The sequence below is a fragment of the Pontibacter russatus genome, assembly GCF_009931655.1.
Classification (GTDB): Bacteria; Bacteroidota; Bacteroidia; order Cytophagales; family Hymenobacteraceae; genus Pontibacter; species Pontibacter russatus.
The window spans coordinates 3,093,824-3,120,164 of record NZ_CP047984.1 but is presented as its reverse complement, the minus strand read 5'-3'; the positions used below and the strand labels follow the sequence as shown (position 1 = coordinate 3,120,164).

Annotated in this window: 22 protein-coding genes and 2 tRNA genes; 10 read left to right on the top strand and 14 right to left on the bottom strand. The window is 56.1% G+C overall.

Annotated features, from left to right (window positions below; genetic code table 11):
• Positions 1-140 precede the first annotated feature (140 nt).
• Complete coding sequence (locus tag GSQ62_RS12760; RefSeq protein ID WP_161889858.1) at positions 141-671, top strand: DUF2911 domain-containing protein; 531 nt, start codon at positions 141-143, stop codon at positions 669-671.
• Between the two features lie 127 nt (positions 672-798).
• Here GSQ62_RS12760 and GSQ62_RS21010 read toward each other — a convergent pair whose 3' ends face one another.
• Together GSQ62_RS21010 and GSQ62_RS12755 are read right to left on the bottom strand one after the other, a co-directional pair.
• The gene (locus GSQ62_RS21010; RefSeq protein ID WP_262886632.1) at positions 799-930 is read right to left on the bottom strand and encodes a hypothetical protein; all 132 of its coding nucleotides are present in this window, start codon (positions 928-930) and stop codon (positions 799-801) included.
• 850 nt (positions 931-1,780) lie between these two features.
• Positions 1,781-2,323, bottom strand: a complete 543-nt coding sequence (locus GSQ62_RS12755; RefSeq protein ID WP_161889857.1) for a YfiT family bacillithiol transferase — start codon at positions 2,321-2,323, stop codon at positions 1,781-1,783.
• A 148-nt stretch (positions 2,324-2,471) separates the two neighbouring features.
• Between GSQ62_RS12755 and GSQ62_RS12750 the strand changes: the two genes are divergently transcribed.
• The gene (locus GSQ62_RS12750) at positions 2,472-2,933 is read left to right on the top strand and encodes a DUF4174 domain-containing protein (RefSeq protein WP_161889856.1); all 462 of its coding nucleotides are present in this window, start codon (positions 2,472-2,474) and stop codon (positions 2,931-2,933) included.
• 47 nt (positions 2,934-2,980) lie between these two features.
• On the opposite strand, the gene GSQ62_RS12745 is transcribed toward GSQ62_RS12750, so the two are convergent.
• Together GSQ62_RS12745 and GSQ62_RS12740 are read right to left on the bottom strand one after the other, a co-directional pair.
• On the bottom strand, positions 2,981-3,529 hold the full coding sequence (locus GSQ62_RS12745; RefSeq protein ID WP_161889855.1) for a lipocalin family protein: 549 nt from the start codon (positions 3,527-3,529) through the stop codon (positions 2,981-2,983).
• Between the two features lie 10 nt (positions 3,530-3,539).
• Positions 3,540-3,974, bottom strand: coding sequence for a GNAT family N-acetyltransferase (locus GSQ62_RS12740; RefSeq protein WP_161889854.1), 435 nt, complete (start codon positions 3,972-3,974; stop codon positions 3,540-3,542).
• A gap of 647 nt (positions 3,975-4,621) precedes the next feature.
• On the opposite strand from GSQ62_RS12740, the gene GSQ62_RS12735 reads away from it, so the two are divergent.
• From GSQ62_RS12735 to GSQ62_RS12720, 4 genes are all read left to right on the top strand, one after another.
• Complete coding sequence (locus tag GSQ62_RS12735) at positions 4,622-5,119, top strand: YajQ family cyclic di-GMP-binding protein (RefSeq protein WP_161889853.1); 498 nt, start codon at positions 4,622-4,624, stop codon at positions 5,117-5,119.
• Between the two features lie 169 nt (positions 5,120-5,288).
• On the top strand, positions 5,289-6,071 hold the full coding sequence (locus GSQ62_RS12730) for a TerC family protein (RefSeq protein WP_161889852.1): 783 nt from the start codon (positions 5,289-5,291) through the stop codon (positions 6,069-6,071).
• Positions 6,072-6,208: 137 nt separating this feature from the next.
• Positions 6,209-8,527, top strand: a complete 2,319-nt coding sequence (locus GSQ62_RS12725) for a M20/M25/M40 family metallo-hydrolase (protein ID WP_161889851.1) — start codon at positions 6,209-6,211, stop codon at positions 8,525-8,527.
• Between the two features lie 132 nt (positions 8,528-8,659).
• A complete protein-coding gene (locus tag GSQ62_RS12720; RefSeq protein WP_161889850.1) occupies positions 8,660-9,217 on the top strand; it encodes a DUF4142 domain-containing protein in 558 nt (185 codons plus the stop codon).
• A gap of 202 nt (positions 9,218-9,419) precedes the next feature.
• Here GSQ62_RS12720 and GSQ62_RS12715 read toward each other — a convergent pair whose 3' ends face one another.
• The 5 genes from GSQ62_RS12715 to GSQ62_RS12695 form a co-directional block, all read right to left on the bottom strand.
• Positions 9,420-10,079 (bottom strand): hypothetical protein, encoded by a 660-nt coding sequence (locus tag GSQ62_RS12715; RefSeq protein WP_161889849.1) that lies wholly within the window; start codon positions 10,077-10,079, stop codon positions 9,420-9,422.
• Positions 10,080-10,633: 554 nt separating this feature from the next.
• Positions 10,634-10,819 carry a hypothetical protein gene (locus tag GSQ62_RS12710; RefSeq protein ID WP_161889848.1) on the bottom strand — a complete coding sequence of 62 codons (186 nt, stop codon included), beginning with the start codon at positions 10,817-10,819 and terminating at the stop codon, positions 10,634-10,636.
• Positions 10,820-10,999: 180 nt separating this feature from the next.
• Positions 11,000-12,013 (bottom strand): dipeptidase, encoded by a 1,014-nt coding sequence (locus GSQ62_RS12705; protein ID WP_161889847.1) that lies wholly within the window; start codon positions 12,011-12,013, stop codon positions 11,000-11,002.
• 225 nt (positions 12,014-12,238) lie between these two features.
• A complete protein-coding gene (locus GSQ62_RS12700; protein WP_161889846.1) occupies positions 12,239-14,731 on the bottom strand; it encodes an outer membrane beta-barrel family protein in 2,493 nt (830 codons plus the stop codon).
• Positions 14,732-15,152: 421 nt separating this feature from the next.
• A complete protein-coding gene (locus GSQ62_RS12695; protein ID WP_161889845.1) occupies positions 15,153-15,692 on the bottom strand; it encodes an RNA methyltransferase in 540 nt (179 codons plus the stop codon).
• Positions 15,693-16,197: 505 nt separating this feature from the next.
• On the opposite strand from GSQ62_RS12695, the gene mutS reads away from it, so the two are divergent.
• The 4 genes from mutS to GSQ62_RS12675 all read left to right on the top strand — a co-directional run bounded on the left by mutS (position 16,198) and on the right by GSQ62_RS12675 (position 20,254).
• Positions 16,198-18,822: a DNA mismatch repair protein MutS gene (gene mutS, locus GSQ62_RS12690; protein ID WP_161889844.1), complete on the top strand. Its 2,625-nt coding sequence runs from the start codon at positions 16,198-16,200 to the stop codon at positions 18,820-18,822.
• A 287-nt stretch (positions 18,823-19,109) separates the two neighbouring features.
• Positions 19,110-19,182: transfer RNA gene (locus tag GSQ62_RS12685), tRNA-Gly, on the top strand.
• A gap of 82 nt (positions 19,183-19,264) precedes the next feature.
• Positions 19,265-19,348, top strand: a tRNA-Leu gene (locus GSQ62_RS12680).
• Between the two features lie 420 nt (positions 19,349-19,768).
• The gene (locus GSQ62_RS12675) at positions 19,769-20,254 is read left to right on the top strand and encodes a hypothetical protein (RefSeq protein ID WP_161889843.1); all 486 of its coding nucleotides are present in this window, start codon (positions 19,769-19,771) and stop codon (positions 20,252-20,254) included.
• 189 nt (positions 20,255-20,443) lie between these two features.
• Here GSQ62_RS12675 and rodA read toward each other — a convergent pair whose 3' ends face one another.
• Genes rodA through GSQ62_RS12650 form a run of 5 tightly spaced genes read right to left on the bottom strand, consistent with a single transcriptional unit; the run spans position 20,444 to position 26,029 of the window.
• Positions 20,444-21,778, bottom strand: coding sequence for a rod shape-determining protein RodA (gene rodA, locus GSQ62_RS12670; protein WP_161889842.1), 1,335 nt, complete (start codon positions 21,776-21,778; stop codon positions 20,444-20,446).
• 3 nt (positions 21,779-21,781) lie between these two features.
• Complete coding sequence (gene mrdA / locus GSQ62_RS12665) at positions 21,782-23,608, bottom strand: penicillin-binding protein 2 (RefSeq protein ID WP_161889841.1); 1,827 nt, start codon at positions 23,606-23,608, stop codon at positions 21,782-21,784.
• Complete coding sequence (locus GSQ62_RS12660; RefSeq protein ID WP_161889840.1) at positions 23,605-24,138, bottom strand: hypothetical protein; 534 nt, start codon at positions 24,136-24,138, stop codon at positions 23,605-23,607. The genes mrdA and GSQ62_RS12660 overlap by 4 nt, the downstream gene beginning before the upstream one ends.
• Entirely contained in the window at positions 24,128-24,994 is an 867-nt protein-coding gene (gene mreC, locus GSQ62_RS12655; RefSeq protein WP_161889839.1) for a rod shape-determining protein MreC, read from the bottom strand. The genes GSQ62_RS12660 and mreC overlap by 11 nt, the downstream gene beginning before the upstream one ends.
• A 9-nt stretch (positions 24,995-25,003) precedes the next feature.
• Entirely contained in the window at positions 25,004-26,029 is a 1,026-nt protein-coding gene (locus GSQ62_RS12650) for a rod shape-determining protein (protein WP_115565171.1), read from the bottom strand.
• Positions 26,030-26,341 lie beyond the last annotated feature (312 nt).

The window sequence follows — 26,341 nt, the reverse complement described above, 5'->3', positions numbered from 1 at the left end:
TGAAAATAATGCAGTGCCGGGTTAGCTAAATTATATAGCCTGCGTATACTAAGGGCTGAAACAAAGGCTGTGGCAAACAGGCCATACGCATTGGCTCCTTTCTTACGTTCATCTTTTAACCAAACCAAAGCTAATTACTTATGAAGCACACACGTATTTTCAATTCGCTGGCATTGTTGCTTGTCTGCCTGTTGGTTTCCACCGTATCCTGGGCCCAAAACGATAACGCACAAAAGCCAAGCCCGCCCGCCGAGGCAACAGGCAAAATAGGCGATGCCACCGTTACGGTAAATTACAGCAGCCCGGCCGTGAAGGGCCGCGAGATATGGGGAGGCCTGGTGCCCTATGGCAAAGTGTGGCGTGCCGGGGCCAACGAGGCCACTACCTTTACCGTGGATAAGGATGTGATGGTGGAGGGCAAGGCGCTGCCAGCCGGAACCTACAGCTTCTACACCATCCCCGGGGAAGACGAGTGGACCGTGATTTTCAACAAAACCGCCAAGCAGTGGGGCACGCAGTACGACGAGAAGCAGGACGCGCTGCGCGTTACGGCCAAACCGACATCCTCCTCTTCTATGAACGAGCGCCTCGCCTATGAGGTGACAGACGGCGGCCTTGTGCTGCGCTGGGAGAAACTGGAACTGCCCATTGCCATCACACCGGCTAAGTAGCGGTTATATATAAATGATCAACATCTGATACCCTGCGCTACAAGCCCCGAGCTTGTGGCGCAGGTTTTTTTATGCCCATACTCCCTCAGGCCAAAATGAGGCTTGCAGCACACAGGAATCACACCAACTACCTTATGCTCGTTGCTTTCGTCCTGCGCCACTCCTCCACGTAGGCGCGGCGCAGCACCATCTTGCTGTTTGGGTAAGCATTCCGGAACCACTCCCTGAACGCCATTAATTCATCTTTTGTCATTGCCAATTCACTTAAATTCTGAATACTGTGCCCGCACCAACCATCAAATGAGAAGGCGTGCCCTGCGGCCTACTTGGCTTCCGGGTTTCCGTACCTTTTCTTTGGGTTGCTCTCGAGCATGTTCATAATCGCCCTGACAAACAGGAAGCAGAACAACAGGACGGGATGCATAAGGCTAAATTTTCTATATACCTATATACTCCTTTATATATATAAAGGTTTAATAAAATATTAGAATATTTACAGGTATCGTTATTCTTTGGCAGTAAGCGCTGCACCGGCCTGCCACGGACCTTTCAAATCAAGTCTGGCAGCAGGCGGAGCCCTGGGCTATATGGCTTCTATATAGGCATCTTCACAAAGGCGCGGTGCCTGCTGTTAAGCGGATGCTACTCGTGCGTGGGGCAGCCAAGTGGATGATAAGCATGGTTTAGCAGGAGTAGGTCTGGGGAGGGAAAAAAGAAGCCTCTCTATTGTTGATAGAGAGGCTTTGTGGCTGTAGGGGGAGGAATCGAACCTCCACGGAGCGGTTAGGCAAATATCTTTGTACTAGCGTTAGGTCAAAAAGCTGCTTTGTCCCGGAGCCTCCACCCCCGAGATCGGAGGGCTTGTCTGCCAGTTTCAACACCCTACATTGTGTTTGATGTCTCAAATGTAGAGGAAGATTCTATTAATTCAAAATTTTTCAACAAAAAACCTGAAAAAATATTTTATTAGCAATCTGCTTAATAACCATCAACCATTTTCCCATATATAAGCCATTTCTATTATCAATATGTATTTCATGCTCGGATATAATGGGTCTACTTCTGATGTTCCTGATATATGGCATCCAGATCACAGAAAGCTACTTCTCTCACCAGCCTTTCCGTTTCTTCAGTTCGGTAATATGGGCTAAATGGTGCTCCCCGTGCCAGGCATACAACCCGATATGCTCCCGGAGTCGCTGCTCCCCGCCAACCGGGTGAATGAACCTCCGCTCCAGTTGCTGCGGCTGCAGGCTCCTGAGCAGCAGCACCCAGCGCTGGTGCAAAGCTGTCAGCAATGCTATCGAAATTTCTGGCGCGCCCTGCAGGCTGTCCGGCAGCATGGCCCACTCCCCCTCCCGGTATGGCCTGATGGTGGGATTTTCTTCCGTCAGGGCCAGCTTCTGGCGGGTGTAGCCGTTCAGGTGACTGTCGGGGAGATGGTGGACCACCTGGCGAACCGTCCAGCCGCCGTCGCGGTAAGGCGTGTCGAGTTGCGTGGGCGTGAGGTTTGCCACTGCCTCCTGCAGCCTGGAAGGCAGCCCGGCAATGGACAGGATGGCTTCCGCTACCTGCTCATCAGTTAACGGCGTGGCATGACTGTACTTGCCAATGGGGTAGCGCAGTCGCTCTGTTTCTTCGGTTGATGTCATCGTTGAGGTGTTTTGGACAAATTGATTTTACGGAATATCCGGCCGCGCCGCAACTGTTTTGCCGCCTTTGTATATAGCAGGCGGAGCAAGCCGTACATTTGGCGCGCCAGCACCAACCGGGCAGCGCACTGCACGCGTATGCAGGAAGATGAAGAAGACAACAATTTCCCTGGTGGTGGCCGGTTTGCTGCTTGTCGGGTTGCGGGCCGACGCGCAGCTGAAACCTATGGAAGCCGACCTTGAAAAATATAAATGGAAGAAACGGCCGCTGCTGCTTTTCTCCCCTTCAGGAAGCAACCCCGACTATCTCCGCCAGAAAGAAAACATTCAGGCGGATGCGCCGGGCCTCCGGGAGCGGGACATGGTGGTGGTGGTGGAGCTGGTGGGGCCGGACAAAGTATATATAGACGGCGCGCTGCAACGGCGACGGCGGAGCCAGACGCTGCGCGCGCGCTTCCGGGTGCCGCCGGAGTCGTTTACCGTGCTATTAATTGGCAAAGACGGCACAGAAAAAAGTCGAAACACTTCGCCTGTCGGCCTAGATAAGATCTTCGGCCGCATTGACCAGATGCCGATGCGCCGGCAGGAGATGCGCAGCGACACCGACTGATCCCGCCCCAATTTCGCTACGGCCACACTCCTGCGTAGCGGGTTAAGCTATATATGGCAGCTCTGGTCCGTGAGCTGCAGTTTCTCTACCGGGAAGCCTTTTTGCCGCGCCGACTGGACCAGGCGGTTATATATGGCTGGGTCTAACCGGGGCGTGCGGGAGAGCACCCAGAGGCTGGCGCGGTCTGGCGCCCCAACGAGCACGTGCTGGTAGTCAGGGTCCAGTTCCAGCACCCAGTAGTCGCCGCGGAAGGGCCAGAAGAACTGTACTTTCAGCTTGCTGTTGTGGCTGCCCGCCACCGGAAAGGCCTTGCCTTTGGCGGTTTTCTCTTTGCCGCCGGGCCCGCCCTTGCGGCAGTAGTTATATACCTCCACATGGCCGTCCGGGTGCCTGGTATACTCGGCGAAAACGCAGTGGCAGCCCTTCTCGAAGCGCTGCGGCAGCCGCGCGATCTCGTACCAGCGGCCCTGATACAGATCCAGGTCCACCTCGGGTACTGTGTCGAGCGGGTCGTTTTTCTTGCTGTATTTGCCCACAGCGGCGGCAGCGGCCACCAGGCCCCCGGCAGTCAGCCAGTATTTTGTTCGTTTTTTCATAGCCTATAGGTTAGCTCAGTTGCTTGGTCATCAGGTAGTGCTGCATGGTGCCAAACAGGATATAAGATTCTTTTACTACCTCATACCCGTTCCGGCGGTAAAAGTTAACGGCGTTCGGGCGGGCGTGCAGCATCAGGGTAATGGCCCCCAGGGCTTTGGCGCGCGCCTCCATGTACTCCATCAGCCGGAAGCCCAGTTGCTGGCCCCGCTTGTCTTCCCGGATGCCCATAAAGCGCAGTTGCCCCTCCTGGGGCGTGTTCAGGTGCAGGCGGCAGACGCCCACGACCTCGCCGTTCTCTTCTACCAGCATGGCGTGTATGGCGGTGGCGTCGTCCGGGGCGCGCTCGCTTCCCTCCGGCTCGCCCCAGGGCTGGCGCAGGACTTCGTAGCGCAGGCGGTAGTATTTCTCAAATTCTTCCGGCGTGGCGGGCTCTATTACTTCCATTGTTTGATAGTTGGTTGATGGCTGTTGATTGTTAAGTGGCTGTTTTTGATGTTGTAGCAGATCGGGCTGATATTTATATATGACTTAAGCTGCAATTTACGGCCCCTGCCGAAAAATGCCCCTGAGGGAAAGCCTATATAGCCATATATGGCGCTTGCGTCCCAATGCCGTCCACTTAAAGACGACTACAGGTAAATTGTCGTTCCGAACATGCTTGAGGCGTGAGCCGATGAGAGCCACCGTAGCTGAGAGAAATCTACCTGGAATTCTGTTTAGATCTCTCACGTTGTTCGAGATGACAAAGAAAAATTTCTTAAGTGGGCGGCATTGATATATGGCCCTAACTCACCGATCATAAAAAACTGCTTTACTTTTTTGCGTAGCGCCCTGTACCAAATATAACGTCCTGTATCAGCCATAAAGCCAACCGCCCTTTCCTGTAGTACGTGCGTTGCCGCTCTATCACTGCGTCGGCAGGTCTTTTCAATTCTTTAACCAGGAAGCTATTCAAAAAACAACAACCTGCAGCCAAGGCAGGTAGCAGAAGGCCCCGCGCCATTTATTTTGCACCTGACGGCTAAAAAAATAACTTTGTCGGCTTTATAGCGTGTAAATCTAAATTCAGACACAACTTCAACAATAAAACTATGGCATCTTTCGACATCGTGAGCAAGGTGGATCCGCAGACCATGGACAATGCCGTGAACACGGCCCGCAAGGAGATCATGAACCGCTACGACTTCCGCGACACCAAGGGCAGCCTCGAGTACGACAAAAAAAGCAACGAGGTACACATCTCCATGGAGAACGACATGCGCGTGCAGCACACCGAGGACGTGCTGCTCGGCAAAATGGTGAAGCAGGGGCTGGACGGCACCGCGCTCGACTTCTCGAAAGAGGCGTACCAGTCGGGGGCGATGGTGAAAAAGGACATCAAGGTGAAAGCCGGCATCGACAAGGAGACCTCCAAAAAGATCATGAAACTGATCAAGGACAGCAAGGTGAAAGTGACGGCGGCCATCATGGACGAGCAGATACGCGTGACGGGCAAGAAAATAGACGACCTGCAGGAGGTGATCGCCCTGCTGCGCGGCAACACCGAGCAGATAGGCATGCCGCTGCAGTTCATCAACATGAAGAGCTAACGCTGGCTGCTGGTTGTGGATTGTCAGTTGCTGGTTGTTCAATGGTGAACGGCTTCCTGACGGGGACAAGGGGCACCGCCGTTTCCAAAAACAATAAAACAGTTTAACCATTGAGCCATACAACAACCAGCAGCTGACAATCAACAATTAACAACTAACAAAAAATCCTATGGAAATTTTTGCTAATCCGGACACCTGGATAAGCCTGCTGACGCTGACCTTCATGGAGGTGGTGCTCGGCATCGACAACATTGTTTTTATATCGATTGTGGTGGGCCGGCTGCCGCACGACCAGCAGGCCAGAGGGCGCACCATCGGGCTGGCCCTGGCGCTGATCTTCCGCGTCATCCTGCTGCTGTTCATCTCCTGGATTGTGAGTGCCAGCGAGCCCTTGTTCAGCATCAACCTTCCTTTCACAAACGAAGATTTCGCGGTTTCCTGGCGCGACATCATCCTGTTCTTGGGCGGTCTGTTCCTGCTGGCGAAGAGCACCACCGAGATTCACAACAAGCTGGAGGGGGAGGAAGAAGGGCATGCCACCGGGGAGGGAAAGGCCACCCTCAGTAAGATTCTGGTGCAGATTGTGCTCATCGACATCGTCTTCTCCTTTGACTCCATCCTGACGGCCGTGGGGCTGGCGCAGGAAGTCATCGTGATGATCATCGCCGTTATCCTGGCCATGGGCATCATGCTGGCGTTCGCCAAGTACGTGAGCGATTTTGTGAACAAGCACCCGACGGTGAAGATGCTGGCCCTTTCGTTCCTGATTCTGATCGGCTTCATGCTGGTGGTGGAGGCGCTGCACCAGCACATCCCGAAAGGCTATATCTACTTTGCCATGTTCTTCTCGCTGGTGGTGGAGGTGCTGAACCTGCGGCTCCGCAAAAAAACGGAGCCGGTACACCTGCGCCAGAGCGAGGTGCTGGGCCCGGAGAAAGAGCAGGTTCTTTAGCAGCCCTACATAAGCCTATCTATGAAACCGGCACCGCCTGCAGCAGGCGGTGCCGGTTTGCTTTCGGGCCACGGCTATATGCGGAATAATTTATATCTTAGAAAGCGTTTATATCTTCGCCAAATCGCCTTCTGCCTATGCAGTACCGCCATTATGCCGCTGCCGCCTTCCTGCTGCTGGCGCTCACGGGGTTTGCCCTGCTGAGCATCTACCTGCTGCAGCCTCCCAGCCCAAAACCTGCCGATGCCCCTACAACCGAATTCGCGGCAGGCAGGGCCATGCAGCACGTGCGCGAGCTGGCGCAGGAGCCCCACGCCATGGGCACCGCCGCGCACGCCGAAGCAAGGAAGTACCTGCTGCAGGAGATGCGGCAACTCGGGCTGCGCCCGCAGGTGCAGGAGGCGACGGCCGTGAACGAGGCGGGCAAAGCGGCTTACGTGGGGTATGTCTACAACCTGATCGGCAGGCTGGAGGGAACTGGCGCCGGCAACGAAGCCATCCTGCTGATGGCCCACTACGACTCGCAGCCCAACGCGCGCGGCGCCGCAGACGATGGCGCGGGCGTGGCCGCGATTCTGGAAACGGTGCGCGCCCTGCAGCAGTCGGAGCCGCTGGCGCATGACGTGATTGTATTGCTGACGGACGGCGAGGAATACGGGCTATATGGCGCCAAGGCATTTATGAAACACCCCTGGGCGCAGGACGTGGCGCTGGTGCTGAACCTGGAAGCGCGTGGCAACGAGGGGCCCAGCATGACCTTTGAGGTGAGTCCGCAGAACGGCTGGGTGGTGAAGCAATACATCGCCGCGGCCCCCTACCCTTTTGTGAGTTCGCTGGCCTACGAGATATATAGCCGCATGCCCAACAACACCGATTTCACCATCTTCAAAGACGCCGGGTACACGGGCCTTAACTCCGCCTTTATAGCGGGCTTCGTGCATTACCACAAAGCCAGCGATGCGCCCGAGAACCTGAGTCAGCGCAGCCTGCAGCACCACGGCAGCAACCTGCTGGCCCTCACGCGGCACTTGGGCCATATATCCCTCACGGACACCAAGGCCCCCGACTCCGTTTTCTTCAATTTCATCAACGGCTGGGTAATCCGTTACAACGCAAACCTCAACCTGCTGTGGGTGGCAGTCTCCACGCTCTTGCTGGTGGTCACGGTGCGGGTGGGCCTGCGGAAGAAGGCGGTTTCGGTGGGGCAGGTGGCTGGCGGTTTCTTTCTGTACCTGCTGCTGCTGGCTGTTATGGTGGCGCTGTTCTTCCCCATCAACAGCCTGGTGCTGCGCCTGCTGCCGCTCTCCCACCCCTTCAACGGCTTATACAGCGCCGATTACTTTTTTATCGCTTACCTGCTGCTGGCGCTGGGCCTGTTCCTGCTGCTGAGCTGGCTGGTGTCGCGCTGGCTGCGCCTGTTCTCGCTGGTGATGGGCGTGCTGGTGTTCCAGTTTGTACTGATGGTGGTGCTGTACGTGCTGGTGCCCAATGCGGCCTACCTGCTGCTGTTTCCGCTGCTATTCTCCCTGGCGGGCGTATTGGCCGTTTTCCTGACGGGGCTATACGCATTGCCAAAAGTAAACTTCCGGTTTGCGCTGCTTCTGCTGGCGGCGGCTGTGCCTGCTGTTTTTCTGATGATGCCGATAGTGCAGGTAGTGTTCGTGGCATTCGCCCTGCAGTTGCCCATGGCGATGGTGGCGCTTTTTGTGCTGCTGCTGGGCCTGCTGCTGCCCCTGCTCCGCGTCATCGAGCGCAGCTTTAGCTGGCGCGGTGTGCCGCTGCTGCCCCTGGCGCTGCTGCTGGCGGGCGGCCTGGAGGTGGCCCGCGCCATCGACCACGAAAAGCCTTCTCCCCAGCGCCCCCTGCACAGCCACGTCAGCTACTTCCTCAACACCGACACCGGCAAGGCTTACTGGGCCTCCGCCTTCCAGACCACCGACGACTGGAACACCCAGTTCTTTAAACAGGCTACCACGGGGCCATTAACAGAAATTTACCCGCACGCCGGCATCCAGTACCTGAAGAGCGGAGCCGAAGCGCTGCCGCTGCCCGCCCCCAAAGCGGAGGTGATGCTGGACTCGGTGGCAGGAGGCGAGCGCCTGTTGCGCCTGCGCCTGTCCTCCCCGCGCCGGGCGGCCCACCTCGAACTGGTGCTGGCACCGCAAACGCCCGACGCCCTGCTGGGTGTTTCGCTGGCAGGCGAGCCGCTGCAACTGCAGCCGCTGGAAGCGCCGCAGGGACCGGTGTTTTTTACACGGTTGCACGGCCTGCCTACCAACAAAGAGGTGGAACTGGAACTCCGGCTGAAGTCCGGCACTCCGCTCACCCTCCACCTCTACGACCAGCGCATCGGGCTGCCGCAGCAACTGGTGAAACAGCCGAAACCAGCCCACGTGATTGCCGAGCAGGGCCGGGAAAGCAACCTGACCGTGGTGCGGAAAACCTACACCTTCTGACGCGGCCGCCCCAAAGCGTGTGGCACACCAGGCAGGCATGGCTGTACTTTTTACGGAAGTTTTCGCTGGCCCCAACCAAACTTGCAGCATACGTAGTATAGTCATAAAACCACACTGCCTGAACCTGTCCATATGTTAGCTGATAAACTTCGACTTATCCCTTTTTACGCTGCATTCCTGCTGCTGCTTGCCTGCGGCAAGTCCTCTCCCGAAGGTGAGACAAATACAATTACCGTTGCCCAAAGCCTGCAGCACGATCCTGCCTTCTGGGACTATGCCGCCAGCAGCAACCTCCTGCAAACAGAGATAAGCGATATGGCCACAGAGAAAGGAGGAACTGAAAACATACGGAACCTGGGCAGGCGGTCAGCCGATTTCCATACGCAGGCCCTGGAGCGGCTACGGAGGCTGGTGGCGAAAAACAAGCGGATACAACTGCCCGACAGCCTCGGTGAAGCGGATAAAGGCCTGGTGCAGGAATTCATGCTGCTGGAGGGCGAGGAGTTCGACACCCGCTACCGCGACTTCATCGTCAGCACGCACCTCGCGCAGCTGGACCGCTACGAAGAGGCACTCAGCAAAGCCGACGACCAGGAAACCCGCAATTGGCTGATGGGCATGCGGGCGCATCTGCGGGAAGAGCTGGACCTGTTGGCCCAACCTGACTCTGTGGTGGTGGCGGAGCAGTAAGTTGTGTGATTTATATATAAATCGGTGTGCAGGAAGGTCCCTTTTGCCGCTGCCCAAAGGCTTGCCTCGCAGAAATTAGCAGCCTTAAACAATAAGGGATATACAGACAGTGGGATGGCAATACCGGAATTCAATATGAGAGGCCTGACTTTATATAGCCGCGCAGGCCGATGCCCGAGGACAGGCATATAGGAAAAGCAGCCTACTTCCAGAGATCGGCGGCTTTACGGGCCATCCGGAAGAAGAGTTCTTTTTCGAGACCGGCCACCTGGCGGGCCTCGCCTTCGGAATAGCCGTTTTCCACGGCGTTCATATAGTCGTAATACAGTTGGGCAAGCTCCAGTGAGTCATCCTCAAAGCAGTCCACCAGCTCTTCGTGTATGATTTTCTCGGGTTCAAACACCTTGGAGGGATACAGCTTGTCGAGCTGGTAAATCAGGTACTTCTGCTGCGTCTTGTTGGGCTTCCCGCCGAACAGCTGCTCTATCGGCAGGTCCTCGTCCTCTTCGTCGTATTCTTCGAAATCGTCTTCCACGGCCATGGGCTCATACACGATGATGTCGTGGCTCGTCAGCTCCAGGTACTCGTCGAACTGCTCTTTGATGGGGATGAGCGTGGGCACATCATACGGCTGGTTGAGGACGTTGGCCATGTGCAGGGCGATCTCCTTCCCCTTGTCGCCGGCCGCAATCAGTATTTGGTTAAACTGGCAGAAATCGCAACCCAGGTACACAAACTTATACTCATCGTCGAGCACGGTAAAACACCAGAGCGTGATAAACTCTGTGTCGTCTATCACCACCGTGTCGATGTACAGCTCATTTATCTGTATGTAGAGCGGCGAGTATTCCTGAGCATCCATGAGCCGTCGGGGTTAACGTTGTGTTTTGTGATGTTGGTATAGTACGGGTGCTGTAAAATGATATACGGAGTTTTGGCCCGTATGGCAAACGTTCTATATATTATTTTATGCCCTGGGCACCGCCGGAGTCACGCTTCAGCCCCAAAGGGCATCTCTCTCCTGCAACCCTTCTTGCCGAACAAGGCAGCCGCCACAGCCTCCTTCTATCATAAGCATCTAAAAACCAACAACCTTTGTATTTATCCTCCTTTATATATAACGATGCTCCTGCTAAATTAACGTAAGCGCAGGAGCATTGCCCGGAATTCAAAGCAGAGGAAAAAAATTGAGGAAAAACCAAGCGGTGTTGCAGTAGCTGTTCCTTCAGCGTTGGCAACACCGCCTGGTTTTGCCGAAAGTCACCTTACTCAAATCAGGCAGCTGCTCTCAGAATGGGGAGAGTGAACAAGGCTGAGCTGGCCAGCCCCTGATACGCCTATATGGTCTGCTTGCCGCACCCTTTTGCTGATGCACGTTAGGCGCGGCGGATAAAATACAGAAAATTTCAGATTGGCCTAATCGTCGTGGCGGCGCAGGTAGTATATAATTCCGCCGAGCAGCGTTACCCCGATGCGGATGGCCAAGCTGCCTGTTTCGCCAAACTGGTCCAGCCAGTTCAGCACGACAAGGTTGGCTCCGGTAAATTCCAGAAGCAGCGACACGATACCTGCCAGAAACAGGAGCAGCCCGATAAATTTCATAGGTGTAGGTTTATTGGTTAGACAGAAGCCACACAGGTTTAAGCCAAAGGATTTCGGCAAGCTATATATAGCATCGTATAAATATAATAAATTCCTGATACAAACCAATACCTCCTGATCGAGAATAAAGTTGCGGGCAAGTGAGCATAAAGCCGCTGCCTCTATATAAACAAGGAAAAATCAGCTCCAGATGCGCTCGATAAACCGCTGTGCGTTCTGGTAAGCCAGCCGCGCCAGTTGGTCCTGCGGGAGTTCCTGCTGCAGCCGTTCTAGTATATACCCGTAGCTGGTGGCCGCCTCCTCGTGCGCCTTGTGGTAAAACGGGAAACGGCTGGGGTCCGGGCAATCCGCGAAATAGAAGTAGTCGGCGCCAAAGCAGATGGCGTCCTGCGCCCCTTGGCTCAGCCCGTAGCGGATGTGGTGCAGCAGTGCCTCGGGGTCGTCAGTGTGCAGGAAGGCACGCACGAAGTTTACCCCAATCAGGCCCCGGCGGTGGATGATCTCCTGGGTCAGTTCGTCGGGCAGGTTACGGTTGTGCTCCCACACCGGCCTGAAATTGGAGTGGCTGGCGATAACCGGAACATCAAGGCGCTCCCGGTCTATATGGGTGAGGATGTCGTGGGCGAGGGCATCGCTGGTGTGGGACATATCCACGGCAATGCGGCGGCCGTGCAGGTAGTCGAGCAGCATTTTCCCGTCGCGCGTGATGCCTTTGTGGCTCATGTTGCCCCCGCCGAAGCGGTTCTCGGTGTGGTGTGTGAAGCTGATATATAGCACGCGGCCGCAGGCGGTGATAATCTTCTCCAGCTTTTTAAACCCGTCCTCCAGCGGCTCGTCGGCCTCGCAAAACCCGGCGGCATTCTCGATGGCCGCCACCATCCCCACGCCGCTCTCGCTTTGAAGCGCCTGGCGCAGGCTGTTTATATCGTTGACGGCGGTCAGGCAGTTGCTCTCCGCTTCGGCCAGTTGCCGGAACATGTCGCGCTGCAGAGCAGCGTAGTCGCTGCTGCCGGGGCCCGCCGCGGAGTAGAGCGCCATCACCTGCAGCTTCACGTTGCCTGCCGCTAGTGCCGGCAGGTTGCAGCCAATCTCCTCCACTTTTTCCAGCGTCGAGCCGGGCACATCCGTCAGGTATACCAAAAGGTCGCAGTGCATGTCGATGATGGGGAGGCGGCTCGGTGTGCTTGGCTGCATGTAAAGTGGTGTTGGTTGGTGTTAGATACGGGAGCGGGTGGCGGGCTGTTGGATTCTATATGGTGTTGGCATGTATAAATCCGGCCGGATAGAGTTTAACGTTCCATCTGACCGGATTTATATATAAGCTGTCGCATGAATCAATTTACATGAAGTGATATACTTCAACTCTCTCCTGTTTTGGGGCAGGGGCCCTCTTCAAAAGGAGAGGGCCGGGGTGAGGTTCTACTCAAATCCCTCGTCCATATCGCCGCCTTGCTCCTGGTCGTTGCCGTTGCGCTGGCGGCGGTTGTTCTGGTTCTCGTCGCTGTTGATGCGGTAGGTGAAACCAAGGTAGATGATGCGCGACTGGCGCCTGTTCTCGCTCTCTGTCCTGAACTCGGGGCCGTAGCTGAGGAAGTTGAACTGGCGGGTGTTGAAGACATCCGACACGCGCAGCGACACCGTGGCCTTCTTTTTCAGCACGTCCTTCTTCATGGCAAAATCAGTGCTGAACATCTGCTCCCGGCGGCCCTGTATATCGGCGGTAGGCGCGCGGTAAAAGGCGGAGAGTTGGATATCCAGGTCTTTCCAAACCGTCATGGTGGAGTTGAGTTTCGCGTCCCAGCTCAGCTGGCTGCTGCTCAGTTCTGTGTCGCCCTGCATGGTGCTCAGCTGCGTCCGGAAGCCCGAGGCGTTGGCGTTGACCTGCCACCACTTCGCAATCGGGTAATTCAGCCCCAGCTCAATCCCATAGGAGGAGTTGCTCGCCAGGTTCAGGAAAGTAGTCTTCGTGCCCGGCACCTCCACGCTATCCACGATTACGGTGGTAACGGTGCGGAACCAGTCTATCTCATCGGTGGTGTGGCGGAAGAAGACGCTTGAGTTAAAGGAGATGTCGCCCCAGTAGCGCAGGTAGCCCAGTTCCAGCGAGTTGATGAACTCCGGCCGCAGCTCCGGGTTTCCAAACCGCGTGTTGTACGGATCTGTCATGTCCACGAAAGGATTGAGGAAGCGGCTCCGCGGCCTGTTGATGCGGCGGCTGTAGCTAAACTGCACCTTGTTGTTCTCGTCGAAGTCGTTGGTGATGAAGAGGCTCGGGAACAGGCTGAAATAGTCGTTATGGAACACCTCGTCGGAGGTGCGCTGGTCGGCTTTGGTAAAAGTCTGCTCGGCCCGAAGCCCCAGTTGGAAGCTCAATGACTTGAACTTGTTGCTGTAGTTGCCATATATGGCGTACACCTGCTCGTCATACACAAAATGGTTGCTCTGCAGCGGGTTGTACACCAGTTCGTCAGTAGTGTTGTCCAGGTCAAAAAAGCGGGAGTCCTCATCCAGTTGTTCATACGTGGTGCGGAAGCCGGTTTCGAGGCGACTGTCTTCCGAGATGGGATGCACATAGTCGGCTTTGGCCACGAACTCGGTGTTGCTGTCATCGACGAACGTCTGCTGCACCTCGGGCAGTGACTCCGAGTCACCATTTTCATATAGCTGCCGGAAAATGCTCTCCTCCACATCCACGTTGGTAGTATATACCGCGTCCGCCGTCAGTTCCTGCCCTTTGCGGCCGAAGGTCTGCCGGTAGCCCAGCGTCAGGTCCATCGCCTGCTCGTCTTCCATATCCTCGGTGATGCGGCGGCTGGTGCTCTGCAGCAGGCGGTTCTCGTCCTCGAAGCGGTACAGGATGTTGTTGGAGCCCTCGTCCTGGCCGACACGGTACAGGGCCGAAGCCGACAGCGTATGGTTCGGGGTGAGGTAATAGTCGGCGCCGATGCGGAAGTTGTTTGACAGGTCAAGGCTGTTGCGGTCCCCTTCCTGCAGGCGGTAACTGGTGCTGTCGATGCGGCCGGTCAGGCTGTCGAGGTAATAGTTTTCGGTGAAGCTGTCGCTGCTGCCGGGCCGCGTGCGCTGCCTGAAATCGTAGCCCCCGTGCAGCGACCACTTGTTGTAGCGGTAGTTCAGGTTCAGGGAGGCGTTGTAGTTGTCGTAGGTGCCCGCCGTTACAGAGGCAACGCCGTTGAAGCCGGGCTTCTTCTCTTTCTTCAGCACCAGGTTGATGATGCCGGAGGTGCCCTCGGGGTTATATTTGGACGATGGGTTGGTAATCAGCTCAATGCTTTCGATGAGGTTGGCCGGAATCTGGTCCAGCGGAATATTCGAGAGCGAAGACTGCTTGCCGTCTACCAGGATGGTGACGTTGGAACTGCCGCGCATGGCCACGTTGCCGTCTATATCCACTGTTACCGACGGCAGGCTCTGCATCACCTCGGCCACCGTCCCGCTCTGCGCGTTGATGTCCTGGCTCACGTTCACCACCCGCTTATCGAGCGCGTATTCCACCAGCGCCTCCTCCGCCGTCACCTCCACCTCGCTCAGCTGGGTGGCGCCGGCATTCAGCGACACACTCCCCAGCGCCACCTGGGGCTGCGCCTGCGTCACGCGTATGTCCGGCACATAACGGGTTCTATATCCCACTCTGGATGCACGCAGCACGTACTGCCCCAGCGGCACGCGGTCGAGCAAAAAGGTGCCGTCCATACCGGTGGTGGCGCCCGTGGTCAGGCTGGAATCCGGGAGCGCGAGTAGTACCACGTTGGCGAATCCGACGGGGCTTTTCGCTTCGCCCTGCACCAGAGTGCCGCTGACGCGGCCCTGTGTGGTGCCCTGGGGGTTTTGCGCCAGCAGGGCAAGCGGAAAAAGGAAGAGTAACAGGAAAAGGGAATGATGATGTGTTTTCATAGTTTTGGTGGCGGTAGTTTGTGTTCAATCGGAAACAGTAGCAGGCAACTCGGGCAATAGGCTGGTACAGCCCAAATAATTGGCCCCAACGGTGGCAAAAGCTTTCCCCCTGTCATGCAGGGCTTGGGAAATTCTGATTATATGACAAGGCAGCGCGACGAAGGTTTAATGATGGGCGCCTTTTTTTACGAAGCTGCCGCCGCATATATCGCATATGGTGAGAAATCGGCAATTCCTTACCATTGCCTGCTCCTGAAAAGAAAAAGCGCCAACCAGGCCAGTGCTTTCTATATAACTCAGGTTGCCATATATAAATTTGAGCGAATTCCGATAACTCGAAACCCACCCCTACCCCTCCGAGGAGGGGAATAATACTCTGCTCGGGCTATATATGTATTCCAACAGCGCATATATAGCCGGGCTAAGCCTGCTGCGCCAGTGTCTTGCTCAGGAAATCCCACACCACAACGCCTGCGGCCACGGAGATGTTTAGTGAGTGTTTGGTACCGAACTGCGGAATCTCCAGCACCACCTCCGCCACGCTCACCACCTCCTGCTCCACGCCCATCACCTCGTTGCCCAGCACAAAAGCATATGGCTGCCCCGGTTCCGGCTGAAAGCCGTTCAGCATCGTGCTGTTCTCCGCCTGCTCCACGGCGCATATATGGTAGCCGTCGGCCTGCAGTTGCTTCACCAGTTCCAGCGTGTCGGGCGCGTGCTCCCACGCCACCGACTCCGTTGCGCCGAGGGCCGTTTTCTCGATGTCGCGGTGCGGAGGCGTGCCGGTAATGCCGCAGAGGTATACTTTCTCCACCATAAACGCATCGGCCGTCCGGAACACCGAACCCACATTATTCAGGCTGCGCACATTGTCGAGCACCAAGACTAACGGTATTTTTTTCTTATTTTTGAAGTCCTCCACCGAGTCCCGGTTGAGTTCGTCCATCGAGAGTTTCCGCATATTTTTTAGACGCAAGACTTTAGACATAAGACCTTTTGTTTCCAGCGCTGCTGCAAAGGTCTGGCGGTTTTGGGCAAAAGTCAAACGGGATACTGATTGTGGATTGGCGGCTGTGGATGGTTAAATGGCTCGATTGTGAAAGGCTTAAATGGCTTAACTGTTGTATAGCTGTTTTGGATTGAAAAATCCGAAACCCATCCTGTCGGACAGGAATGTTCGGGGAGCAAACCATATAGCTCTTCCGGATTTATAATCCGGAAGTATAATAGCTTCGGATTTGCAATCCGCTACCGAAACCAACAGCTACGGCAGACAGGGGGATAATTAACCCGCCACTCATGAAGTTTCGGATTACAAATCCGAAGCGGTAACATCAGGAAAGAATACCAGGGTTTAGGAATCCCCTGAAGAGCAACAGAGGGGTTTATCTATAAAAACCTCCTCTGATATATAACTTAGACATTATCATTGCTTGCGCATCTGCGAAAGCATCAAATATAGAAGTATGAAGGCAGAAAACGGCAGCGTTACCCCGCTCATGAAACAGTACAACGTCATCAAGGGGAAGCACCCGGGGGCGCTGCTGCTGTTCAGGGTGGGCGACTTTTACGAAACCTTTGGGGAGGATGCCATTAAGGCCAGCAAAATCCTCGACATTGTGCTGACCAAGCGCGGTGCCGGTTCCTCCTCCGAAGTGGCCCTGGCCGGTTTCCCGCACCACTCCCTCGACACCTACCTGCCCAAACTGGTGCGGGCCGGGGAGCGCGTGGCCATCTGCGACCAGCTGGAAGACCCTAAATCGGTGAAAGGCATCGTGAAGCGGGGCGTGACGGAACTCGTTACCCCCGGCGTGTCCTTCAACGACCAGGTGCTGGAGAGGCGCAGCAACAATTACCTGGCGGCCGTGCATTTCGGCAAGACAGAAACTGGCATCTCTTTTCTGGATGTGTCCACCGGGGAGTTCATCACCGCGCAGGGCGACAAGAGCTATATCAGCAAACTGCTGCAGAGCCTGGCCCCGGCCGAGGTGCTGTTCTGCAAGCGCGAGAAAGAAACCTTCATAGAAAATTACGGCCCCGACTTCCGGTATTATGCGCTGGAGCCCTGGGTGTTTAACCACGACACAGCCTACGAGTCATTGACGCGCCATTTCAAGACCGCTTCGCTCAAGGGCTTTGGTATCGAGGGCATGGCGGAAGGCATCATTGCGGCGGGCGCTATCCTGCACTACCTCTCCGAAACGCAGCACCACGAGATCAGCCATATCGCCACCATCTCGCGCCTCGAGGAGGATAAGTATGTATGGCTCGACCGCTTCACGGTGCGCAACCTGGAGCTGCTGTTTCCGCAGCACCCCGAGGGCGTGCCGCTCATACAGGTGCTCGACCAGACCGTGACGCCCATGGGGGGGCGCCTGCTGAAGAAGTGGGTAGTGCTGCCGCTGAAAGACGTGGCCCAAATCCGCCGCCGCCTTGACACCGTGGAGGCCCTGACAAAGCACAGCGGACTGCTGGCCGAGCTCACGCAGCACCTGAAGCAGATAAACGACCTGGAGCGGCTGATCTCGAAAGTGGCAGTGCGCCGCGTAAACCCGCGCGAGCTGGTGCAGTTGGCAAAGGCGCTGGAGGCTATTCTGCCCATTCAAAAGGCATTGGCGCTTAGTGATATACCGGCCCTGCAGCGGCTGGCCGCGCAACTGGCTCCCTGCGACGGGCTGCGGGAGGAAATCCGGAACGTGCTGAAGCCGGAGCCGCCCATGCTCACCAACCAGGGCAACATGATAAACGAGGGCGTGAACGCCGAGCTGGACGAACTGCGGAGCATTGCCTTCTCGGGCAAGGACTACCTGGCGCAGCTGCAGCAGCGCGAAGTCAAAAACACGGGCATCGGCTCCCTCAAAATTGCCTACAACAAAGTGTTCGGGTATTACCTGGAGGTCAGCAACGCCCACAAAGACAAGGTGCCCGCCTCCTGGATACGCAAGCAGACGCTGGTGAATGCGGAGCGGTATATAACGGAAGAGCTGAAGACCTACGAGGAGAAGATCCTGAACGCCGAGGAGCGCATCTTCACCATCGAATTCGGCCTGTTCAACGATCTGGTGCTGCACGCCCTCGACTATGTGGCGCAGGTGCAGCAGAACGCCCGGGTCATCGGCATCATCGACTGCCTCAGTTCCTTTGCCGGAATTGCCCTGAGCAGCCACTACGTGAAGCCCGACGTGAGCGACAGCCATGTGCTGGAGATAAAGAGCGGCCGCCACCCGGTCATTGAGAAGCAGTTGCCGCTGGGGGAGGCCTACGTGCCCAACGACATCTTCCTCGACCACGAGGCCCAGCAGATCATCATCATCACCGGCCCCAACATGGCTGGCAAGAGCGCGTTGCTGCGCCAGACGGCCCTGATTGTGCTGATGGCGCAGATTGGCTCCTTTGTGCCGGCCGCCGCCGCCAACCTGGGCATCATCGACAAGATTTTCACCCGCGTGGGCGCCTCAGACAACCTCTCGAAGGGCGAGTCTACGTTTATGGTGGAGATGACGGAGACGGCCAGCATCCTGAACAACCTCTCAGACCGCAGCCTGGTGCTGATGGACGAGATTGGCCGCGGCACCAGCACCTACGACGGCATCTCCATTGCCTGGGCCATCGTGGAGCACCTGCACAACCACCCGAAGTTCAGGGCCAAAACACTTTTCGCCACGCATTACCACGAGCTGAACCAACTGGCCGAGGACCTGCCCCGCGTGAAGAACTTCAACGTGTCGGTGAAGGAGGCAGGTGGGAAAATCCTGTTTATGCGGAAGCTGGTGGAGGGCGGCAGCGAGCACAGCTTCGGGATACACGTGGCGCAGATGGCGGGCATGCCCAACAACGTGGTGCTGCGCGCCGACGAGATCATGCACCACCTCGAAAAAGAGAAAGTGTCGGAGCAGGCGCCGCAGCAGAAGATGAAGGAAGTGCCCAAAAGCAATTACCAGCTTAGCATGTTCGAGCTGCACGACCCGCAGCTGGTGCGCCTGAAAGAACTGATGGAAAACCTGGACATCAACACTATCACCCCGGTGGAGGCGCTCCTGAAGCTGAACGAGCTGAAAATGCTGCTACAAGGGAAGTCGGTAAAGCATTGACACCTCAGCTGCCTGCTGCCGTTTATATACAGCCCTTTACCTGACGCGGCAGGGCCTGCCGGTTTATATATAATTTTGAGGGCTGTTATATATATAGAGTGGCTGAAAGGCAGTGTTATTACTTCAGCGGCCATACCGGTGCAGCAGGCGGCTTCTGAAAAGTTTAATCCTGAAAATCAGGAATAAAGGGCCGGGGAGGAGATTTTTTTGGAGGCGGCTATTGACAAGTAAGATTTTGTCTATATCTTTGCAACACTAAATCACTGCGTGGTTTGGGAATAACAAAAGCGGGAGTAGCTCAGTTGGTAGAGCGCGACCTTGCCAAGGTCGAGGCCGCGGGTTCGAATCCCGTCTCCCGCTCAGCACACAAAAGCAAAGACGTTGTAGACCACAACGTCTTTGCTTTTTACAGTCTACACTTCGGGGCCCGCCCCTGGAGCTTGCCGGGATGGTGGAATTGGTAGACACGCAAGACTTAAAATCTTGTGGCCGCAAGGCCGTGCGGGTTCGATTCCCGCTCCTGGTACACTCTAAAGCCGCTTTCTTTGAGCGGCTTTTTTATTGGGTTAAGCTCTGTCTGCCCAGCCTCAGGCAACCTGAGGCGCCTGCATTGCACTGGAGGCCTCTCCTTAAAGTTTCGGCAGCTGCAATAATCTAGGCACTGCTGCGTATATCCTTTGGTAGATTGCCCCTGCAAGTTCTCTGAAACGAGTGCCAGTGCAGTAAGTGCCTCTCTCCCAACGAGCAACCAAACAAGGGGGCAGCATGAAGCTGTTGCCCGGTTGTCGCAGTCAATTTAATACATGGCAGCGAAGCTTATACCACCCAAATAAAGAGGTATAACTATATAAACAGCAAGCCGTATTAAGTCATGATCCGCAAAAGCCGTCATATCACCTGATCGTTTAACCCTTTTATTATCAATTATTCTTTAACAATTACGCTCATGAAAAAAATATTATTGCTTCCCCTACTCCTGTGCCTGTTCCTGACTGCCTGCCAAGATGACGAGGCTGATACGGGGCCACAGGAAACCACGATTGATGTTGAAGTAAGGAAAGAGGTGAAAGCATCCTCCGGCTCAATCAAACGGGAGCCTGCAAAAGCCATTATTCATATATGGCCCGCCGAGGACAGGGATTTTGATGTGGAAGCCTCGGGTTCTGACATACACATCGGCTCTCTCTACGACAAAAATTCCGGAGAATACAAGTCGGCAAAGTACGGATCGGTAGGCGACCATATGAACGAGCCCATCGAGCCCGGAAAGTACTTTGTTTACGTGGTTCTGATGAAATCCTCGCAAAGCGGTAGTCTGGCCTATTCTTACAAGTACTTTGATATCAAAGATGGCGAAACGCTGGAACTCAAAAAGACCTTCAGCCATGATGTCCCCTCCGAGACGTTTGAGGCCTGGGACAAGAACCAGTAGAGAGCACAGCCTGCCGGGTTTTCTGCGGATGCTATATCAGCAGCCAGTCAGAACTTCAAGCAAGGACCACCGTGACAGGCTATATATAAAAGAAGCGGGGCAGCTGCATATGGCTGCCCCGCTTCTTTTATATATAGCCAATGGTTTCCTGCCCGGAAAGCAGCTTGCTTTACAGGCAGGAATGTGGTGCTAACGGGCCAGGTCCTGGCTGCGGTTGGCGTCGATGGCGATGAGGATGAACAGCAGAATGGTGAAAGACCACAGCGAGGAGCCGCCGTAGCTGAAGAAAGGCAGCGGGATGCCCACCACGGGCGCCAGCCCAATCGTCATGCCTACGTTCACCAGGAAGTGGAAGAAGATAATGGAGGCCACGCAGTACCCGTAGGTGCGCCCGAAAACAGATTTCTGCCGCTCTGCCACCCGCACGATACGGATCAGCAGGAGCACGAACAGGGCAATCAGCACGGTGCTGCCCACCCAGCCCTGCTCCTCGCCGATGGTGCAGAAGATAAAGTCGGTGCTTTGCTCCGGCACAAAGTCAAACTTGGTCTGGGTGCCCTCCAGGAATCCCTTGCCCCAGAAGCCGCCGGAGCCAATCGCTATTTTAGACTGGGTCACGTTCCAGCCATAGCCCAGCGGGTCCGCCTCCGGGTTGATGAGCGCCTTGATGCGGTTCTGCTGGTGCGGCTGCAGCACGTTGTTCACAAAAAAGTCCACGCTGAAGATCATCCCCACGATAAGGGTCCACAGAGCGATCATCGTCTTGTAGCGGCGCAGCAGGCGGTAGTCGAGCCAGGTGGCCAGCGCGAGCAGCACCGTAAGCGCCAGAATCAGGTACAGTTTCGGGATGAGGAGCGTGAGGATGAAAATGGCGGCCACGGAGCCGCCGATAATCAGGATCAGCGGCGACATGCCCTCCCGGAAGTAAGCCAGGATAAAAGCGGCAAACACCAGGGCCGAGCCTGTCTCGTTCTGCAGGATGATGATGGCCGGAGGCAGCAGCGTAATGGCCGCAAGCTTCATCTGGTCTTTGAAGTTCTGCTGGCGCAGGCTGATGGTGCTCAGAAACCTGGAGGCGGCCAGGGCCGTGGCAAACTTTGCCAGCTCGGCCGGCTGCAGCCGGATGCCTCCCCCCAAATCGAGCCACGACCTGGAGCCGGCAATCGGCTCGGCCACTGCCAGCGTCACCAGCAAGAGCAGGATGACAGCGCCATATATAGGGTACGCAAGATGCTCATACACCTTGTAATCCACCACCAGCAGCACCACGATGAGCAGCAGCGAGGCCGCAATCCACACCAGTTGCTTGCCTGAGTTGATATCGAAGCTCATGATGTTCACCACATTGTCGGGGCTGTACACGGCGGCGTATATGTTCATCCAGCCCAGCGCCACCAGCAGGAAATACAGCAGCACCGTTACCCAGTCCATGTTCTGGAGCAGGCGGCTGCCGGACGTATGCCTGCCCGCCACAGGCGACACAATCCCCCTGCTGCTGCCCAGTACTTTCTGCTCTACTCCCATTCCTTAGTCAATATTAAGATACTCTCTGCTCAGCACCCAGTCTTCCTTCTTCTTCTGGGTAACGGAGTCTGTCAGGTACTGCTCTATCATCAGGCCCGCAATAGGCGCCGCCGACTGTGCTCCGAAGCCCGCGTTCTCCACATACACCGCAATGGCTATCTTTGGGTCATCCTTCGGGGCAAACGCCACAAACACCGCATGGTCCTTGCCCTGGGGGTTCTCGGCCGTGCCCGTTTTGCCGCACACCTCAATGCCCATTTTCTCCAGCGACGCGTTCCGTCCCGTCCCCGACTTCACCACAGCCGACATGCCTTCTATCACCGGGTCAAAGTGGCGTGACTCCACGGCGGTGTAATGTCGCTCCTGGTACTCCGGCAGCGGCTCCCCCCTCTCGCCGATGGAGCGGATGATGTGCGGCGTGATGTAGTAGCCCCTGTTTGCAATGGTCGCCATAAAATTGGCCATTTGCAAAGGCGTGACGCCCAACTCGCCCTGCCCGATGCTGAGGGAGTATATGGTGGAAAACTTCCAGCGGTTCTCCCCATATATGCGGTCGTACATGGCGGTGGAGGCGATGATGCCCTCTTTCTCATTTGGCAGGTCGATGCCGAGCTCCCTGCCGAAGCCGAAGGTGGTGATCTGCTCGCGCCAGTCGGCCAGGCCGATGGCGGTGTCCTTGTAAGTGTTTTTGGATTTCCCCTGGTTCACGATGGCCCGGAACACCTGGTAAAAATAAGGGTTGCAGGAGGTCTGGATGGCGGTGCTCAGGTTGGTGGGCGCCGCGTGGGCGTGCGAGCACTTCACCAGGCTCTGGTTGCAGGGGTAGCCGGTACCGGGTGTGATAACACCCTCCTGCAGCCCCACGAGCGCCTGCGCCAGCTTAAAAATGGAGCCGGGCGGGTTGCTGCTCGCCATCACCGGGCGGTTGAACATCGTTTTGTTGGGCTCGCTCAGCAGCTCCATATAGTTCTTTCCGTAGTCCTTGCCCGTGAACAGGTTCGGGTCGTAGAACGGGGCTGATATATAAGCCAGCACCTCGCCGGTCTTGGGCTCGATGGCCACCACGCTTCCCTTCGCCCCGTTCATCAGGAACTCGCCATATTGCTGCAGGTCAAGGTCGATGGTGCTGATGAGGTTCTTTCCGGCTACGGAGAGCGTGTCGTAGGCGCCATCCTTAAACGAGCCCTTCTCCACGCCGCGCACGTTCACCATCTTGTACTTCACGCCGCGCTTGCCCATCAGGTACTCCTCATACTCCAGCTCAATGCCGCTCTTGCCGATATAGTCGCCGGGGCGGTAGTCGCTGTAGGCCGAGTCCTCCAGCTGCCTTGGGCTGATTTCGGCTATATACCCCAGCGCATGCGCCAGGCTCTGGTGCGGGTAACCCCGGGCCGTGCGGGCGTTTATATAGAAGCCGGGAAAGTCGATGAGGCTGCCCTGGATGCGGGCGAACTCCTGGGTGCTGAGTTTCTGGTAAAAGGCGGAGGGCTGCACGTAGGAGTAGGCGCGGGCCTTCTTCAGGCGCTCCCGCACATCCTCCAGCGGCAGGTTCACAAGCTCCACCAGGCGCATGGTATCCAGTTCCTGCACCTCTTTGGGCACCACCATCATGTCATACACAGGTGTGTTCTGCACCAGTAACTCCCCGTTGCGGTCGTAAATCAGGCCCCGGAAAGGGTATTGGATAACCGGCTTGATGGCATTGGTTTCGGCCGCCTGCTTGTAGCTGCTGTCCACCACCTGGATGTAGAACAGCCGGAGGGCAAAAACGGCACCCACCAGTATAAAGATGCCCTGAATGACGTATTTGCGGTTTTCTAAATAGTTCATCGGTAATCTATCCGTTCCCGTTTAGGCGAAAAGAACAGGAGTTGCAGTATCACCATTACAATAGCCGTGAAAAGCGTGCTGAGGAGAATCTTGCTCAGGGTGTACAAAGCCGCCTGAAAGTTGATTGTTTCCAGGAAGAAAACTGCCGCATGGTGGAACAGAATCAGTGTAAACGAATAAGCCAGAAACCAGCGCCACCCCATCACGTGTATGTTAACAGAATCACTGGTATCGTAACCATCGCGGGGCGTCAGAAGGTTCAATACGTGGGGCCTTAAAAAGGCCAGCAGCACGCTTGCCGCGGCGTGTATGCCCACTGTGTCGTAAAACATATCCACCGTGAAGCCAACCAGGAACCCGAGCAGCAGCAGCCACAACCTGTTGATACCCAGCGGGAGGAACAGCAGGAAAGCCACATATACAAAGCAGAAGCCGGTGCCGAAAAGCACGAGGTTGTCGAGCAGCAGAATCTGCAGCGCCACGAACAGAAAAAACTGTAGGATATATTTTATGCCAAAGCTACTGATCATCCGTCACCACGCCTGCTTGTTGTTCTAAATTCTCCCGCTCGTACATGGTCGTGTTCTCCACCACGTACACATAAGACAGCTGCGCAAAGTCGACCGCCAGCCGCACCTTTATCGTGTAAAAGCTCTTGTCCTGCTCCTTCTCCACCGAGGCGATGGTGCCCACCGGGATGCCCTCCGGAAACACCGTGTTGAAACCGCTCGTCACCACCGTGTCGCCTTCCTCGGGATGCACGTGCAGCGGGATGTACTCGAGCATCGCGGTGCGGTAGTCGCCGCCGGTCCATTTGATGGTGCCGAAGGTGTCGTCTTTCTTGATTTTGGCGGAAACCAGCATCTGGGAGTGCAGCACAGAGGTAACCGTGGCGTAATGCTCGGACACCGTCTTCACGCGGCCCACCACGCCGTCGGGCGAAATCACGCCCATGCCCGGCTCCACGCCGTCGGCCGAGCCGATGGCAAGCGTCAGGTAGTTGTTCATGCGGCGCACGGAGTTGTTGATGACCCGGCCCGCGTGCAGCAGGTAGGGCGCCGTGCGGCTGGTGTCGGAGGCAAGGTAAAGGGTGGTGTCCAGGGCTGCGGTGCTGTCAGACTCCTGCTGCACGCGGTACTGCATCAGTTCCCTGCGCAGCTCCGCGTTCTCGCGGGCCAGCGTGTTGTTGACGGAGCTTAGCCGGAAGTAGTCGGTGATGCCCCGCTGGTACTCCAGCACCTGCCCCACATACTTGTTGGCAGAGTTGAAGAACGCGGCACCCTGGTACGTGTTATACCGCACGATCAGGTACACGCACAGCACCTCCAGCAACACAAACACGAGGAACGCACGGAACCGGTATATAAATGCAAAAAGATTCCGCATGAAGTCCTGTTACGTCAGCAGCACGTTCTTAAATCCTTCGATGTTCTTGATGGCGGCCCCTGTGCCCCGCACCACGGCTCTTAATGGGTCCTCGGCAATGTGGATGGGCAGCTTCGTTTTGGCGGCCAGGCGCTTGTCCAGGCCGCGCAGCAGCGCGCCGCCGCCCGTCAGGTGGATGCCGTTGTCATATATGTCGGCAGAAAGCTCGGGCGGGGCAATCTCCAGGGCCTTCAGCACGGCCTCTTCAATCTTAGAAACAGACTTATCCAGCGCGATGGCGATTTCCTGGTAGGTGACCTTGATTACCTTCGGGATGCCTGTCATCAGGTCGCGTCCGCGTATTTCGTAGTCGGCAGGCGGGTTCTCGATCTCGGTGAGGGCCGCGCCCACTTCAATCTTGATCTTCTCGGCAGAGCGCTCGCCTATCAGCAGGTTGTGCTGGCGGCGCATATAGTCCAGGATGTCCTTGGTGAACACGTCGCCCGCAATGCGGATGGACTGGTCGCAGACAATACCCGAGAGCGCCACCACGGCAATCTCGGTGGTACCCCCGCCGATGTCCACAATCATAGAGCCGATGGGCTGCTCCACGTCAATGCCGATGCCAATGGCCGCGGCCATGGGTTCCTGAATCATCCACACCTCCTTGGCGCCGGCATGCTGGGCCGAGTCGCGCACCGCGCGCTTCTCCACCTCCGTGATGCCCGAAGGAATGCAAATCACCATGCGGTGCGACGGCTGGAACAGGCGGCGGCCCGTGTCGATCATCTTGATCATGCCCCGTATCATCTCCTCGGCCGCGTGGAAGTCGGCGATCACCCCGTCTTTCAGCGGGCGGATGGTCTTGATGTTCTCGTGGGTTTTTTCGTGCATCTGCATCGCCTGGCGGCCGATGGCGAGCACTTTGCCCGTGGTGCGGTCTACTGCGATGATGGAAGGTTCGTCTACAACTATTTTATCGTTATGTATGATCAGGGTATTGGCAGTACCAAGGTCAATCGCTATATCACTGGTTAAGAAGTTGAATAGTCCCATTGTGGAGGTGCAGGCGAAACTGTGCCCAATTATATTTTAGATATACAATATTTCTAATCAGAAACTTGCAGCAAAATTAGTGAAATTCAGCGGAATTAATAATGCGCCACCCAAAGCGTGTAAAATATAAAGTTTTCTGCAGGCCAGCCTGGCGCATACAAGTTTATACAGGAGTTTATATAACGAGTGCCTATATAAGGAAATTGAATATACTCCCGTTTATCTTCAAATTGCTGGTCAGTCAGGCCTTCAGGAAAGGTACAAAAATCCCCGGCCTTTTGCGGTGCCGGGGATTTTATATATAGCAGGAGT